Origin of the sequence: Rhizobium sp. 007, from assembly GCF_015353075.1 — a bacterium.
Lineage (GTDB): Bacteria > Pseudomonadota > Alphaproteobacteria > Rhizobiales > Rhizobiaceae > Rhizobium.
The window spans coordinates 1,059,766-1,073,672 of the sequence record NZ_CP064188.1; the positions used below are offsets into that span (position 1 = coordinate 1,059,766).

At 60.3% G+C, this 13,907-nt stretch carries 14 protein-coding genes; 9 read left to right on the forward strand and 5 right to left on the reverse strand.

Translation table 11 applies throughout. The features are described 5' to 3' along the window. The 5 genes from ISN39_RS26175 to groES all read right to left on the reverse strand — a co-directional run bounded on the left by ISN39_RS26175 (position 1) and on the right by groES (position 3,991). The gene (locus tag ISN39_RS26175) at positions 1 to 1,029 is read right to left on the reverse strand and encodes a LacI family DNA-binding transcriptional regulator (RefSeq protein WP_074072047.1); all 1,029 of its coding nucleotides are present in this window, start codon (positions 1,027 to 1,029) and stop codon (positions 1 to 3) included. A gap of 145 nt (positions 1,030 to 1,174) precedes the next feature. After that, positions 1,175 to 1,462, reverse strand: a complete 288-nt coding sequence (locus ISN39_RS26180; protein ID WP_022716313.1) for a hypothetical protein — start codon at positions 1,460 to 1,462, stop codon at positions 1,175 to 1,177. A gap of 243 nt (positions 1,463 to 1,705) precedes the next feature. After that, positions 1,706 to 1,942, reverse strand: coding sequence for a hypothetical protein (locus ISN39_RS26185; RefSeq protein WP_074073087.1), 237 nt, complete (start codon positions 1,940 to 1,942; stop codon positions 1,706 to 1,708). Between the two features lie 53 nt (positions 1,943 to 1,995). Next, positions 1,996 to 3,627, reverse strand: a complete 1,632-nt coding sequence (groL, locus tag ISN39_RS26190; protein ID WP_194731058.1) for a chaperonin GroEL — start codon at positions 3,625 to 3,627, stop codon at positions 1,996 to 1,998. A 49-nt stretch (positions 3,628 to 3,676) separates the two neighbouring features. After that, positions 3,677 to 3,991 carry a co-chaperone GroES gene (gene groES / locus ISN39_RS26195; RefSeq protein WP_194731059.1) on the reverse strand — a complete coding sequence of 105 codons (315 nt, stop codon included), beginning with the start codon at positions 3,989 to 3,991 and terminating at the stop codon, positions 3,677 to 3,679. Positions 3,992 to 4,326: 335 nt separating this feature from the next. On the opposite strand from groES, the gene ISN39_RS26200 reads away from it, so the two are divergent. From ISN39_RS26200 to ISN39_RS26240, 9 genes are all read left to right on the forward strand, one after another. After that, the gene (locus tag ISN39_RS26200) at positions 4,327 to 4,833 is read left to right on the forward strand and encodes an Hsp20/alpha crystallin family protein (RefSeq protein WP_194731060.1); all 507 of its coding nucleotides are present in this window, start codon (positions 4,327 to 4,329) and stop codon (positions 4,831 to 4,833) included. A 290-nt stretch (positions 4,834 to 5,123) separates the two neighbouring features. After that, positions 5,124 to 5,315, forward strand: coding sequence for a hypothetical protein (locus ISN39_RS26205; protein WP_074072043.1), 192 nt, complete (start codon positions 5,124 to 5,126; stop codon positions 5,313 to 5,315). Between the two features lie 122 nt (positions 5,316 to 5,437). Then, entirely contained in the window at positions 5,438 to 5,761 is a 324-nt protein-coding gene (locus tag ISN39_RS26210; RefSeq protein ID WP_194731061.1) for a zinc ribbon domain-containing protein, read from the forward strand. Between the two features lie 331 nt (positions 5,762 to 6,092). After that, positions 6,093 to 7,124, forward strand: coding sequence for a hydroxyacid dehydrogenase (locus ISN39_RS26215; protein ID WP_074072041.1), 1,032 nt, complete (start codon positions 6,093 to 6,095; stop codon positions 7,122 to 7,124). A gap of 316 nt (positions 7,125 to 7,440) precedes the next feature. Next, positions 7,441 to 8,604: an isovaleryl-CoA dehydrogenase gene (locus ISN39_RS26220; RefSeq protein WP_194731062.1), complete on the forward strand. Its 1,164-nt coding sequence runs from the start codon at positions 7,441 to 7,443 to the stop codon at positions 8,602 to 8,604. Then, positions 8,601 to 10,208 (forward strand): carboxyl transferase domain-containing protein, encoded by a 1,608-nt coding sequence (locus ISN39_RS26225; RefSeq protein ID WP_194731063.1) that lies wholly within the window; start codon positions 8,601 to 8,603, stop codon positions 10,206 to 10,208. The genes ISN39_RS26220 and ISN39_RS26225 overlap by 4 nt, the downstream gene beginning before the upstream one ends. 7 nt (positions 10,209 to 10,215) lie before the next feature. Then, positions 10,216 to 12,195: an acetyl/propionyl/methylcrotonyl-CoA carboxylase subunit alpha gene (locus ISN39_RS26230; RefSeq protein ID WP_194731064.1), complete on the forward strand. Its 1,980-nt coding sequence runs from the start codon at positions 10,216 to 10,218 to the stop codon at positions 12,193 to 12,195. Then, positions 12,195 to 13,064: a hydroxymethylglutaryl-CoA lyase gene (locus ISN39_RS26235; RefSeq protein ID WP_194731926.1), complete on the forward strand. Its 870-nt coding sequence runs from the start codon at positions 12,195 to 12,197 to the stop codon at positions 13,062 to 13,064. The genes ISN39_RS26230 and ISN39_RS26235 overlap by 1 nt, the downstream gene beginning before the upstream one ends. Further along, a complete protein-coding gene (locus ISN39_RS26240; protein WP_239600559.1) occupies positions 13,061 to 13,852 on the forward strand; it encodes a crotonase/enoyl-CoA hydratase family protein in 792 nt (263 codons plus the stop codon). Before ISN39_RS26235 ends, ISN39_RS26240 begins: the two co-directional genes overlap by 4 nt. Positions 13,853 to 13,907 lie beyond the last annotated feature (55 nt).

Consider the following 13,907-nt stretch of genomic DNA (forward strand, 5'->3'; position numbering starts at 1 on the left):
TCATTCTTCGCGGGCATCACTCCCGCATGACTGCCGCACGATCAAACGGCACGGCAATTTCCGCACGCCGGGCTCGACGGGCCGGCCTTCGGCGAGGGCAAGCACGGTCAATCCTGCCTGACGCCCGAGCTCCTTCAATTCCATGTCGATCGTCGTCAGCGGCGGCCGCGTCTGTGCGGCGACGATCTCCCAATTGTCAAAGCCGACCACAGAAACGTCCTCCGGCACTTTGACGCCCCGTTCGCGCAGCGCGTCGACGACGCCGCGGGCAATCTGATCGTTGCCGCAGAAGATGCCATCGGGTTTTTCTCCGGCGCGGCTCCATATCTGGTCGACCGCTTCGTGACCCCAGGCCTCTGCCCACACGCCGTAAAGAACCGGTTCACCGTCACCTGCCAGTTCGCGATAGGCAAAAGCGCGTTCGCGCACCGAAAAGAAGCTTTCAGGACCAGTAATATGGGCGATGCGGAAACGCCCGAGCCCGATCAGCCATTCCACAGCGAGCCTTGCGCCCTGTGCGTCATCCGAGCGGAAGCTGACGCTGCCCGGCATACCTTCCGTAAAGGCATAGACCACGGGTACCGGAAGGCTCGACAAATCGACCGGAAGCTGCCGATCGACCCGTTTTCCCGATGCGATGATGCCATCGACCTGCTTGTCCAGCATCGCATCCACATGAATCTGCCCAAGGGCCGGATCGTCCTCGATCGCACACAGGAAAACCGAAACTCCGTGATCGACAAGCGCTTCCGAAATGCCTGCCATCACCGGAAGGGTGAAGCGGCCATAGGTATCGTTGGTCAAAAGCCCAATAGTGAAGCTGCGCTTGCTCAAGAGGCCACGCGCCAGCGCGTTCGGCCTGAAGCCAATTTCCCGCGCGATGCGCTTGACCCGCTCGCGTGTTTCCTCGCCCATGCGGCCCGTATCGTTCAGCGCCTTTGATGCCGTCGAGATGCTGACCCCGGCCGCAGCGGCAAGATCGTGGATCGTGATGCGGCTCTGCTTTCTTCCTGTGTGGTCCAGTCTCATTCTTCCACCCCATAAGAGAAAACCTTTTCGCAACAAAAATGTCAACTGCGAAAACGTTTTCTCACCTTCTGGGAGACAATCTTAGGCGACTGTGCCGAACGGAAAACTGGTCAGCATCAAAGATCTGATGAGGATCCGGTAAGGCCTACTTGTTCTTTAGCAGCCACATCTTGCCAGCCATCGTGATCCCGTAGACGTCCTTTGAAGCATCATGATCGAGATGGCGCCGTTCCAGAAACCCGGACGCTTTTAATTCGTCCAGCGCCTTGCTGGTTACGGATTTCACTTTCTGCGGCCGTTCTTTCCAACGGTCGGTTTTCGCGTAAGTCACCGTGGCGTTTTGGTGCGTCCACTTCTTCATCGGCTGAGGATAAAGATCGCCGTCCCTTGCGAGTTTCAGTGCTGCGACCTGCGATGGCGTAAGTTCAATCATGGGTTCGATAAGTCCTATGGTGGCGTTCTTTGCCGCGACTTAGCACAGATTCATGGAACCTCCTCAAAAAAGGGGCAAAAAATCAGATCATCGGCAAGCGGCGGACATGCAGGGCCGCAAAGAATTTTATCAGCGCGTCGCCGGCAGACCGTCTGTCCCTGCTATTGAACGTTTGTCCTCCCATCTCACTGCCTGCCCGTTTGCGGATTTCAAACGGCCATGACAGTCTGGGCTCCATTCATTTTACTTTTCGCGCTGCGCGATAAGACCGCGAGCCGCCTCTACCATGACCTTCAGATGGTCGGGCCTGCGCACGCCCTGGCGATAGAGTTCGATCGTTATGGCAGCAATCCGCTCCGCTTCTTCGGAATCCTTGGCTACTTTGGCTTCCGATCGAACCTCGTCGAATACGCATTGGCACATCTCAAGGTCACGGGTATCGAGCGGCACGTCCGATCTGTTTATGATCGTCTGAACCATCTTGACCTCCATTCCATACGGCCCACCCGTTGCCGGGCGGGCCGTATGTCAACCTAGAAGTCCATGCCGGCTCCGGGGGGCATGGCAGGGGCGGCGGCTTCCTTCTTGGGTTTTTCCGCCACCATCGCTTCCGTCGTCACCAGCAGGCCGGCAACGGAGGCAGCATCTTGAAGCGCTGTGCGCACGACCTTGACCGGGTCGATCACGCCCATCTGATAGAGATCGCCATATTCATTGGTCTGAGCATTCCAGCCGTAGGAGAATTCGGCTTTTTCACGCAGCTTGCCGACAACGATCGAACCTTCCGCCCCGGCATTCTCGGCGATCTGGCGTGCCGGGGATTCGATTGCGCGCCGGACGATCTCGACGCCGACACGCTGGTCAGAATTGGCCGTGGTGAGGTTGTCGAGCGCCTTGACGGCGCGCAGCAGCGCCACACCGCCGCCTGGCAGGATGCCTTCCTCGACTGCCGCACGGGTCGCATGCAGTGCATCGTCGACGCGGTCCTTCTTTTCCTTCACTTCGACTTCCGTCGAGCCGCCGACGCGGATGACGGCAACGCCGCCTGCGAGCTTGGCAAGACGTTCCTGCAGCTTCTCGCGATCGTAGTCGGAGGTGGTTTCTTCGATCTGCGCCCTGATCTGGACAACGCGGCCTTCGATGTCGGACTTGGCGCCGGCGCCGTCGATGATCGTGGTGTTTTCCTTCTCGACAACGATTTTCTTCGCACGGCCGAGCATGTCGAGGGTAACGGACTCGAGCTTGATGCCGAGGTCTTCGGAGATGACCGTACCACCGGTGAGGATCGCGATGTCCTCGAGCATGGCCTTGCGGCGGTCGCCGAAGCCCGGAGCCTTGACAGCAGCAATCTTCAGCCCGCCGCGCAGCTTGTTGACGACGAGCGTGGCAAGTGCTTCGCCTTCGACGTCTTCAGCGATGATGAGCAGCGGCTTGCCCGATTGCACGACGGCTTCGAGAACCGGAAGCATCGACTGCAGGTTCGAGAGCTTCTTCTCGTGGATGAGAACATAGGGATCCTCAAGCTCGACCCGCATCTTGTCCTGATTGGTAACGAAGTACGGCGACAGGTAGCCGCGGTCAAACTGCATGCCTTCGACGACTTCGAGTTCGGTTTCGGCGGTCTTGGCTTCTTCGACGGTGATGACGCCTTCATTGCCGACCTTCTCCATGGCTTCAGCAAGGAAACTGCCGATTTCGACATCCCCGTTGGCGGAGATCGAGCCGACCTGGGCGATTTCGGCATTATTGGAGATCTTGCGGGCGTTGTTCGTCAGTTCCTTGACAACGGCATCGACAGCAAGATCGATACCGCGCTTCAGGTCCATCGGGTTCATGCCGGCAGCAACGGCCTTGGCGCCTTCGCGAACGATGGCCTGGGCTAGAACGGTTGCCGTCGTCGTGCCGTCGCCGGCAACGTCGCTGGTCTTAGACGCGACTTCGCGCAGCATCTGCGCGCCCATGTTTTCGAACTTGTCTTCAAGTTCGATTTCCTTGGCGACCGAAACACCGTCCTTGGTGATGCGCGGCGCGCCGAAGGACTTGTCGATCACGACGTTACGGCCCTTCGGGCCGAGCGTCACCTTCACCGCGTTGGCAAGCACGTCGACCCCGCGCAGCATGCGGTCACGCGCGTCGCTGTGGAATTTGACTTCTTTGGCAGCCATGTCTTCACTCCTCCATTGGGTAGTCGGCTGGCGTTAGCTGAAAGGCGCCTCAAGCGGCCTTCTTGCCGGCCGCCGGAACCTCGATGATGCCCATTACGTCGCTTTCCTTCATGATCAGCAGGTCTTCGCCGTCAATCTTGATCTCGGTGCCGGACCATTTACCGAACAGGATACGGTCGCCCACCTTGACGTCGAGCGGCTGGATCTGGCCGGCGTCATTGCGCGCGCCGGGGCCGACGGCGATGACTTCGCCTTCCTGCGGCTTTTCCTTGGCGGTGTCGGGAATGATGATACCGCCTTTTGTCCTTTCTTCGGACTCAACCCGGCGGACGAGAATGCGATCATGAAGCGGTCGGAACGTCATGTCTTCCTCCATGGACGATGATGATCACTTATCACGCTCCCGGACCAGGCGACCAATCCGGGCGGCTACCGAGCCTTGCTGACCGCTCGGCGGAAAAAATCTGCTACCGATTTTTTCGAATTTCAAGAGGGCCACGGCAAAAAATTAGCACTCGTGTCAGGAGAGTGCTAACGCGCGGAACGGAAGCTTCCCCATCAGCGTTTAATCTGTGATGCGGCGCAGGCAGTTCTGCGCAGTGTCAAGTGTATTCCGAAGAGTGACTTGTCGCCTGATACCCGCCAGGGCAAAGGCGAGTGCGCCGGATGATCCGGCGCGTTGAAAACATGGAGGCTTAGATGAGCGTTCGTGATCTTATTCCCTGGGGCCGCAGCAACAGTCCGGTCCCTACAGGCTATGCAGGCAGAGACCAGCACCCGTTCCTTGCGCTTCATCGCGAGATGAACAGGTTGCTCGATGATGTCTTCCGCGGCGTCGAGGGCCATTTTCCGACTGTCGGGTCCGGTTTCATGTTCGAAACGGCCTGGCCGAAGATCGAAGTCGCGGAGACGGACAAGGACATCCGTATCGTCGCCGAAATCCCAGGAATGGACGAGAAGGATATCGAACTCCTGATCGACAATGGCATCCTGACGATCCGCGGTGAAAAGCGGGCCGACAGCGAGGACAAGGACCGGCAATTCTCCGAGCGGTTCTACGGCCGCTTCGAGCGCCGCCTGTCGCTCAATAACGAGGTGCAGGAAGACAAGGTCGACGCTTCGTTCAAAAACGGCGTCTTGACGATCACCCTGCCACGCTCGGAAACGGCGCAATCGACCGCCAAGCGCATTACGATCAACAGCTAGGCCGCCGAACACCGTTGCCAAACCGCATCCGTGGGCCGAGAAACAGGGCGGGACCGCTGGCAGCGACCCCGTTCTCTTCGCCTCGGCCTTTGGCGACAATGGATGCTATATTCGGCTTTGAGCGAGCGCCAGGAGGATATCGTCAGTTGCATCGGCGCCCGCGGTGAGTGCCTAAGCCTCACTTCAGCCGTAGTCTGTGGAAAAGCGACGCTGGGAATCGCCGTGCACCGGGGCGTCGCAGGTTGACTTTGCCGATGAATGAGAACATATAGGGAACAAATGTAACGGAGATGCTCATGACGCACGCAGAACTCGTTATACAGAATGCCTTGGCTTTTGTTGCTGCATCCCGCTCGGCGCGCGAGCGCGATCTGGAACGCCGTGAAAAGCTGCTCGAGCGGATCCAGTTGATGAGACCGCCGAACCCCTATCTCGTAAAGACCCGCGGCGGCGAGCAGCTCAAACTTGACCTCGATCACTGAGAGGCGTCTGCCATAGGCAGAAGAGGGTGTTGCCTGCGCCTGATATGCTATAGACCTTCACGACGACGCGCATCGCGCGGCGCTTCGCAACGGCCGTCCTCGAAGACCTGAAGATCAGGAACATGAGCGCCTCGGCCAAGGGGACGGCAGAGGAACCGGGAAAGAACGTCGCGCAGAAGGCCGCACTCAACCGCTCGATCCTCGCGGCGGCGTGGTACCGCTTCGAACGGCTGCTCTCCTACAAGCTGGCCTTCCTCGGCGGCAACCTCGTGAAGGTCGATCCGCGATACACGTCCGTGACCTGCTCCCGAATGCGGGTCGAGGGACAAGGGAAACCGCGAAAACCAAGCGAAGTTCCTCTGCCTCTCCTGCGGACACGCAGACCATGTCGACGTCAACGCGGCGGTCAACATCCTAGCGGCCGGAACACGGCCATCGGCGATTAAATCCGTCTCCCGAGAACGCGAAAGGGGCGGCCAGAGCCGCCCCTGAAAATCCCGTCCTTTCGGCCGGGGGAGATGTTAACTCGACAGGCCTCTATGGGATTGTACGCCTCCGTTTTACCTTCTCGTGGCCGTCAACCAGTCGCTACAGGCCTGGTCCCAGGCTGCTCGACGAAGAAAAGCACCTGGTCAAGGAATTATCCGGCTATGATCGCTATCGCCGGAACGTGAAGCACCGGCTTGTGCCAGGCATCTGGTAGCTTCGCGAACGAATGCGGGGTTGCTCTAGGGTGCGTTAAGCAGGCAGCCCCTAAAGGGCTGCGGAGGAGAAGAGATGGCATATGACGAGCGGCCACTGGCGATCAGTGCACCGGAACCGCGCACGCTCGATCTGATCTTTACCGACGAGGCGCGAAAACTGTTGCACGCCAAATATCAGATCATCGAGGCCGATCCGGAGAATGTCGCCGGGCTCGGCGATGACGTTCTCGGCAAGGCGCGTTACATCATCGGCCAGCCGCCGTTGTCGGTCGGGACCTTGGCGCGCATGCCCGAATTACGCTGCGTGCTGAACGTCGAAAGCAATCTCATCAACAACATGCCTTATGAAATCCTCTTCCAGCGCGGCATTCACGTCGTCACAACGGGACAGGTCTTTGCCGAACCCGTGGCGGAAATCGGTCTGGGTTTTGCACTTTCGCTCGCGCGCGGCATCGTCGACCAGGACTTGGCTTTTCGTAAAGGCAGAGAGCTTTGGGGCGGAGAGGGCAATGCAAGTTCCCGACTGATTTCAGGCTCCGAGATCGGCATCATCGGCTTCGGCGATCTCGGCAAGGCGCTCCGGCGGGTGCTTTGCGGTTTCCGGGCGACGATCCGGGTCTTCGATCCCTGGCTGCCGCGCTCCATCCTGGAGGAGCACGGCGTCGAGGCGGCGAGCCTAAGAGAGGTGCTAACCGAGAGCGATTTCGTTTTTGTCGTTGCGGCTGTGACCAGTGAGAACAAGCAATTCCTTAACGCTGAGGCGTTTGCCAGCATGCGGCCCGGCTCGGCGTTCATCCTGCTCAGTCGGGCCGATGTCGTCGATTTCGATGCGCTGATGGCGGCCGTCGCATCGGGCCATATCGTTGCGGCAAGCGACGTGTATCCCGAAGAGCCGTTGCCGCTTGACCATCCGGTGCGCAGTTTGAAGGGGTTCATCCGCTCCGCCCATCGTGCCGGTGCACTCGACGGTGCCTTCAAGAAGATGGGCGACATGGTGTTGGAGGACATGGACCTGATGGACCGCGGTTTGCCGCCCATGCGGTGCAAGCGGGCCGAGCGTGAGACCGTTTCGCGCATGCGCTCGAAGGGCGTGAAGATCAATTGATCAGCTATGCGCGGTGCCGCGTGCCAATAGCGCCGGCCGGCTGTTTGCCGCACAATCGCGGCGGCAGATGGTTCAACAACCGTCGATCCCAGCTCCTTTATGAAAATATCGCGAGCCTGGGCATTCGCTTTTCGATTGATGCGCCGCGGCAGCATTTTTGGTGGGGAAATTCTGCGGATCGGGTGCTATCGTTCTGACTTGGACTGATGAAGCGGAGGAGCATTGCTTCCAGTATCATGGATCAACACTGCGACCTCGAAGGAGAGCAGATGCCGGTGACGATGCGGCGTGATCGACGGCTAAGGGGAGAGGCCGGATGTATTCAGGTGGGTTGAATTTCGCACTCGGCGACGAGATCGAATCCTTGCGCGAAAGTGTCAGGCGGTTTGCGAGTGGACGCATTGCGCCACTAGCGGCAGAGACCGATCGCAGTAACAATTTTCCAGCACCGCTCTGGCGGGAGATGGGAGATATGGGCCTGCTCGGCATCACGGCGGACGACGCTTATGGCGGCGCGGGTCTCGGTTATCTTGCCCATTGCGTCGCCATGGAGGAGATCAGCCGCGCCTCGGCCTCGGTCGGCTTGAGCTATGGGGCGCATTCCAACCTCTGCGTCAATCAGATCAACCGCAACGGCAATGACGCGCAAAAGAGCCGCTATCTGCCCAAGCTTATCTCGGGCGAACATGTCGGCGCACTCGCCATGTCGGAGCCGGATGCCGGTTCGGATGTCGTTTCGATGAAGCTCAAGGCCGAAAAGCGCGGCGATCGATATCTCCTGAACGGCAACAAGATGTGGATCACCAACGGTCCGGATGCCGATCTGCTCGTGGTCTATGCCAAGACCGACCCTGAGGCCGGACCGCGCGGCATCACGGCGTTCCTTGTCGAGAAGACCTTCCAGGGGTTTGCCACAGGCCAGAAACTCGACAAGCTTGGAATGCGGGGTTCGAACACTTGCGAGCTGATCTTTCGAGATTGCGAAGTGCCCGAGGAGAACGTGCTGGGCGCAATCGGCGACGGCGTGAAGATACTGATGTCAGGCCTGGATTACGAACGCGTGGTGCTTTCGGCCGGTCCCCTCGGCATCATGGCGGCTTGCGTGGATCTTGTTCTGCCCTATCTGCATGAACGCAAGCAGTTCGGCCGGGCGATCGGCGAATTCCAGTTGATGCAGGCCAAGCTCGCCGACATGTATGTGACGCTGAATACGGCGCGCGCCTATGTTTATGCCGTGGCGGCGGCCTGCGACCGCGGCGAGACGACCCGCAAGGACGCTGCAGGTTGCATTCTGTATGCAGCGGAAAAGGCAACTGGCATGGCGCTCGAAGCGATCCAGGCGCTTGGCGGCAATGGCTATACCAATGATTATGCCGCAGGGCGGCTCTTGAGGGACGCTAAGCTCTACGAGATCGGCGCCGGAACCTCCGAAATCCGGCGAATGCTGATCGGACGCGAGCTCTTTGCGGAGACGGCATGACCGTACTCAAATCCCAGATCGCGATCAATTCTGAAACCTTCAGGGCCAATCAGGCGGCCATGCAGGAGGCTGTCAGGCTTATTGAGGACGTCGCGCGATCGGCCCAGAACGGCGGCGGGACGGCGGCACGCGAGCGGCATGTGGGTCGCGGCAAGATGCTACCGCGCGACAGGGTCATGGGACTAATCGACCCGGCAACACCGTTTTTGGAAATTGCCGCGACAGCTGCTTACGGCATGTACGGCGATGAGGCGCCGGCAGCCGGGCTGATCACGGGAATCGGCCGCGTCGCAGGTCGCGAATGCATGATCGTCTGCAACGATGCGACGGTCAAAGGCGGCACTTACTATCCGATGACGGTGAAGAAACACCTAAGGGCGCAGGAGATCGCAGCGGCGAACAACCTGCCCTGCATCTATTTGGTTGATTCCGGCGGCGCCAATCTGCCCAACCAGGACGAGGTCTTTCCCGATCGTGATCACTTCGGCCGGATCTTCTTCAACCAGGCTAATATGTCGGCGGCCGGAATCTCGCAGATTGCCGTGGTGATGGGCTCTTGCACGGCAGGTGGCGCCTATGTCCCTGCCATGTCTGACGAAGCCATCATCGTGGAAGGGCAGGGAACGATCTTCCTCGCTGGGCCGCCGCTCGTCAAAGCGGCGACGGGTGAGGTGGTCTCTGCCGAGGAGCTCGGCGGCGGCGACGTGCACACGCGCCTTTCTGGCGTTGCCGACTATCTGGCGCGCGACGATGCCCATGCCCTGGCGCTGACACGCCGCGCCGTTGCCTCGCTGAACCGGCAAAAAGCACATACGGTCGAACTTCGCGAGGCAGAGCCGCCGCACTACGATCCCGCGGAAATCGCCGGTATCGTGCCCGCCGACCTTCGCACGCCCTACGAGGTCCGTGAGGTGATCGCCCGCATCGTCGACGGTTCGCGTTTTGACGAGTTCAAGGCACGCTACGGCGCCACGCTCGTCTGCGGCTTTGCGCATATCCATGGCGTCCCTGTCGGGATCCTTGCCAACAACGGCGTCCTGTTTTCCGAATCTGCGGTCAAGGGCGCACATTTTATCGAGCTCTGCTCGCAACGGAAAATCCCGCTGGTCTTTTTGCAGAACATCACCGGCTTCATGGTCGGGCGCAAATACGAGACGGAAGGTATCGCCAAGCATGGCGCCAAACTGGTCACGGCTGTGGCAACCACCAAGGTACCGAAGATCACCATGCTGATCGGGGGTTCCTTCGGCGCCGGAAATTACGGCATGGCGGGCCGCGCCTTTTCGCCGCGCTTCCTCTGGACCTGGCCGAACAGCAGGATTTCCGTAATGGGCGGCGAGCAGGCGGCAGGCGTGCTTGCGACCGTTCGCAGCGAAGCGCTGATCCGCGCCGGAACGCCTTGGAATGCTGAAGACGAGGCGGCTTTCAAAAAGCCGGTTCTCGATCTCTTCGAAAGCCAGAGCCATCCGCTCTATGCCTCCGCCCGCCTTTGGGACGACGGCATCATCGATCCTGCAAAGAGCCGCGATGTTCTCGGCCTGTCGCTGTCAGCAGCGCTGAATGCGCCGATCGAGAACACGCACTTCGGCCTGTTTAGGATGTGAGGCTGCGATGTTTGGAAAGATCCTGATTGCGAACCGTGGTGAAATCGCCTGCCGTATCATTCGTACCGCCCGCCGCCTGGGCGTGCGCACAGCCACGGTCTATTCCGATGCCGACAGCGGCGCGCTGCACGCCGAGCTTGCCGACGAAGCGATCCGCATCGGCGGTTCGGCGGCCCATGAAAGTTATCTCTCGATCGAGCGTGTTATAGAATCGGCCAAGCGGGCTGGCGCCGATGCGATCCATCCGGGCTATGGCTTTCTTTCGGAGAACGCCGAGTTCGCCGAGGCTGTTGAGGCGGCGGGAATAGTTTTCATTGGTCCGCAGCCAATGGCGATCCGGGCAATGGGCCGCAAGGATGCCGCCAAGGCCCTGATGGAAAGCGCCGGCGTTCCGATCGTGCCCGGCTATCACGGCGACGACCAGGATCCGGACCTTCTGGCGGTCAAGGCATCCGAGATCGGCTTTCCCGTTCTCATCAAGGCGCGCGCGGGCGGCGGCGGTAAGGGCATGCGCCGTGTCGACCGGGCCGAAGAGCTTCCATCTGCCCTGGAGGCGGCAAAGCGCGAGGCGAAGGCGGCATTCGGCGATGATGCCGTGCTTATCGAAAAATACCTGCTTCGACCGCGTCATATCGAGGTACAGGTTTTCGGAGACCGGCACGGCAATGTCGTGCACCTTTTCGAGCGCGATTGTTCGCTCCAGCGGCGCCACCAGAAGGTCATCGAGGAGGCGCCGGCTCCGGGCATGACCGCCGAGGTGCGTCGCGCCATGGGCGATGCGGCCGTGCGTGCTGCGCGGGCGATCGATTATCGCGGCGCCGGGACCGTGGAGTTCATCGCCGATGTCTCGAAGGGGTTGTGGCCGGACCGCTTCTTCTTCATGGAAATGAACACGCGCCTGCAGGTCGAGCATCCGGTAACGGAGGCGATTACGGGCGTTGATCTCGTCGAATGGCAATTGCGGGTGGCAGCCGGTGAACCGCTTCCGAAAAAACAATCCGAGCTGAAGATCGACGGCTGGGCCTTCGAGGCGCGCATTTACGCGGAGGACGCGGCAAGGGGTTTTTTACCCGCCACGGGCGTGATCGACGAGATGCGCTTCCCAAAGGACGGCGTGCGGATCGATGCGGGCGTCAGGACAGGCGATCGGATTTCTGCCCATTACGACCCGCTGATCGCCAAGATGATCGTGCATGGCGCGAATCGCTCCGATGCGCTTGGGGTGTTGACGCGGGCACTGCAGGCATCGCACATCGCCGGGACGGTGAGCAATATCGGCTTTCTCACCAAACTGAGCCGTCAGGAGGAGTTTGTCTCTGGCCATCCGGACACTGGTCTGATCGAGCGCAATCTTGAGACCCTGACCGCAATTCCAGCTGCCGAAGACACGGTGATTGCGCTTGCGGCGGTGCTGTCGCTGGAGGGAAAGAGCCACGGCCGCGATCCGTGGGACACGCTCGGCCATTGGCAGCTCTGGGGCGAGATGCAGCGTAAAGTGACGTTGGAACATGCAGGCAGTCCTGCAAGTCTGTGTGTCGTCGCTCGAGGCTTCGGCATGTTCGCCGTCCATGACGGCCGCCGGGTGATTCCCATTAGGATTGTCAGCCGCCATGCCGACCGTTTGCAAGTGGAGACCGATGGCAGACAGGTTTCTGTCGAGGTGGAGCGCGGGACACATCGGTTGTGCCTGAGGCTCGACGGCAATTCGCACCTCTTTGCGCTGCCCGATCCGCTGGATGGTACTGCCTCAGAAGCGGAGGTCGGCGATCGCCTGATCGCACCGATGCCAGGCTTCGTCAAGATCGTGCGGACAAGCGAAGGTGCCACCGTCTCGAAAGGCGCGCCGCTGATCGTCATGGAGGCCATGAAAATGGAGCTGACGCTGACCGCCGCGCGAGACGCCATCGTGGAAAGCGTTCACGCGAGTGAGGGTCAGCAGGTTTCCGAGGGCGCCGTCCTCGTCACCCTGAAGGCTAGAGAGGCATGATGACGGCTGCACACCAGGAACATGTTTCGATCGTCGAGATGGCACCGCGTGACGGTCTGCAAAATGAGGAACACTTCATCGGGACGGCAGACAAGATTGCTCTTGTCGATATGCTGTCCGATTGCGGCTACGAGCGCATCGAGGTGACGAGTTTCGTGAGTCCGAAATGGGTGCCGCAGCTTGTCGACGCCGCCGAAGTGATGGCCCGAATTCGCCGCGTACCTGGCGTGCGCTATGCCGTCCTCACCCCCAACATGAAGGGCTTTGAGGCGGCACTTTCGGCACGGGCGGACGAGGTCGCGATCTTTGCCGCAGCTTCCGAAAGCTTCTCCCAGCATAATATCAATTGTTCGATTGCCGAGAGCATCGACCGTTTCCGCCCCGTCGCGCTGGCAAGCAGCGCGCACGGTATTCCACTACGCGGCTATGTCAGCTGTGTCGTCGAATGCCCTTATGAAGGTGCCGTACGGCCCGCCAATGCCGCGAAGGTCGTAGCATTGCTGAGGGAACTTGGATGCTATGAGGTCAGCCTTGGCGATACGATCGGCCGCGGAACACCGGAAGCCGTGGCGAGGATGCTCGCCGCCGTGCTTGACGAAGCGCCTGCCACAATGCTTGCCGGCCATTTCCACGACACCTCAGGCCGTGCGCTCGAAAATGTCGACGTTGCGCTCGACCATGGGCTTCGCGTCTTCGATGCCTCGATCGGCGGGCTCGGAGGCTGTCCTTACGCACCGGGTGCAAAGGGCAATGTCGACACCATGGCCGTCGCGCAGCATCTCGCGGCAAGAGGTTTTTCGACAGGGCTTGCGGAAGACAAGCTGCGGCAGACAGCCGCCTTTGCCCGTGAGCTGAGGAGTAAGTCGTGATGCCTGAAACGCTTCACATCGATATCGACGCCCGCGGCCTTGCGCGGCTGACGCTTGCGCGGCCGGAAAAGCACAACGCGATCTCGCCCCAGATGATGGATGAACTGACCGCCGCATCAAAGGCTCTCGGTGCTGATCGCAGCGTTCGGGTAATCGTGCTTGCCGCAGAGGGGGCAAGCTTCTGCGCGGGCGGCGATCTCGATTGGATGCGCGCGCAGTTTGAGGCGGGGCGGGATGAGCGGATTTCCGAGGCAAGGCGGCTTGCCACCATGTTCCGTGCATTGAATGACCTTCCGAAGCCGGTGATTGCCCGTGTTCAGGGCAATGCCTTTGGGGGCGGTGTCGGCCTTCTCAGCGTTTGCGATCTGGTGATTGCCGCTGAAACCGCCCGTTTCGGCCTGACCGAAGTTCGCCTCGGCATCATCCCGGCAACGATCAGTCCTTTCGTCGTCGCGCGGATCGGCGAAGGAGCTGCCCGGCCGCTCATCATGTCCGGTAAACTGATCAACGCATCGGAGGCAAAGGCTGCCGGGCTGGCCGGGCACGTTGTACCCGCTGAGGATCTCGATGCGGCAGTCGAGGCCGAAATCGGGCATTTCCTGAAGGCGTCGCCCGATGCAGTGGCAAGAGGCAAGACACTTGCGCGCTCGCTCGGAATGCCGATCACGGACGCGGTCATCGAAAGCGTCATCGAGCAATTAGCCGACACCTGGGAAATGGAAGAGGCGCGCGAAGGCATTGCCGCCTTTTTCGAGCGGCGGGAGCCATCCTGGCGAAGTGATGCTTGAATTGAGCGTACTTTGAGCATACTTTGATTGAGGATTGATCAAAATATGCGAGGAT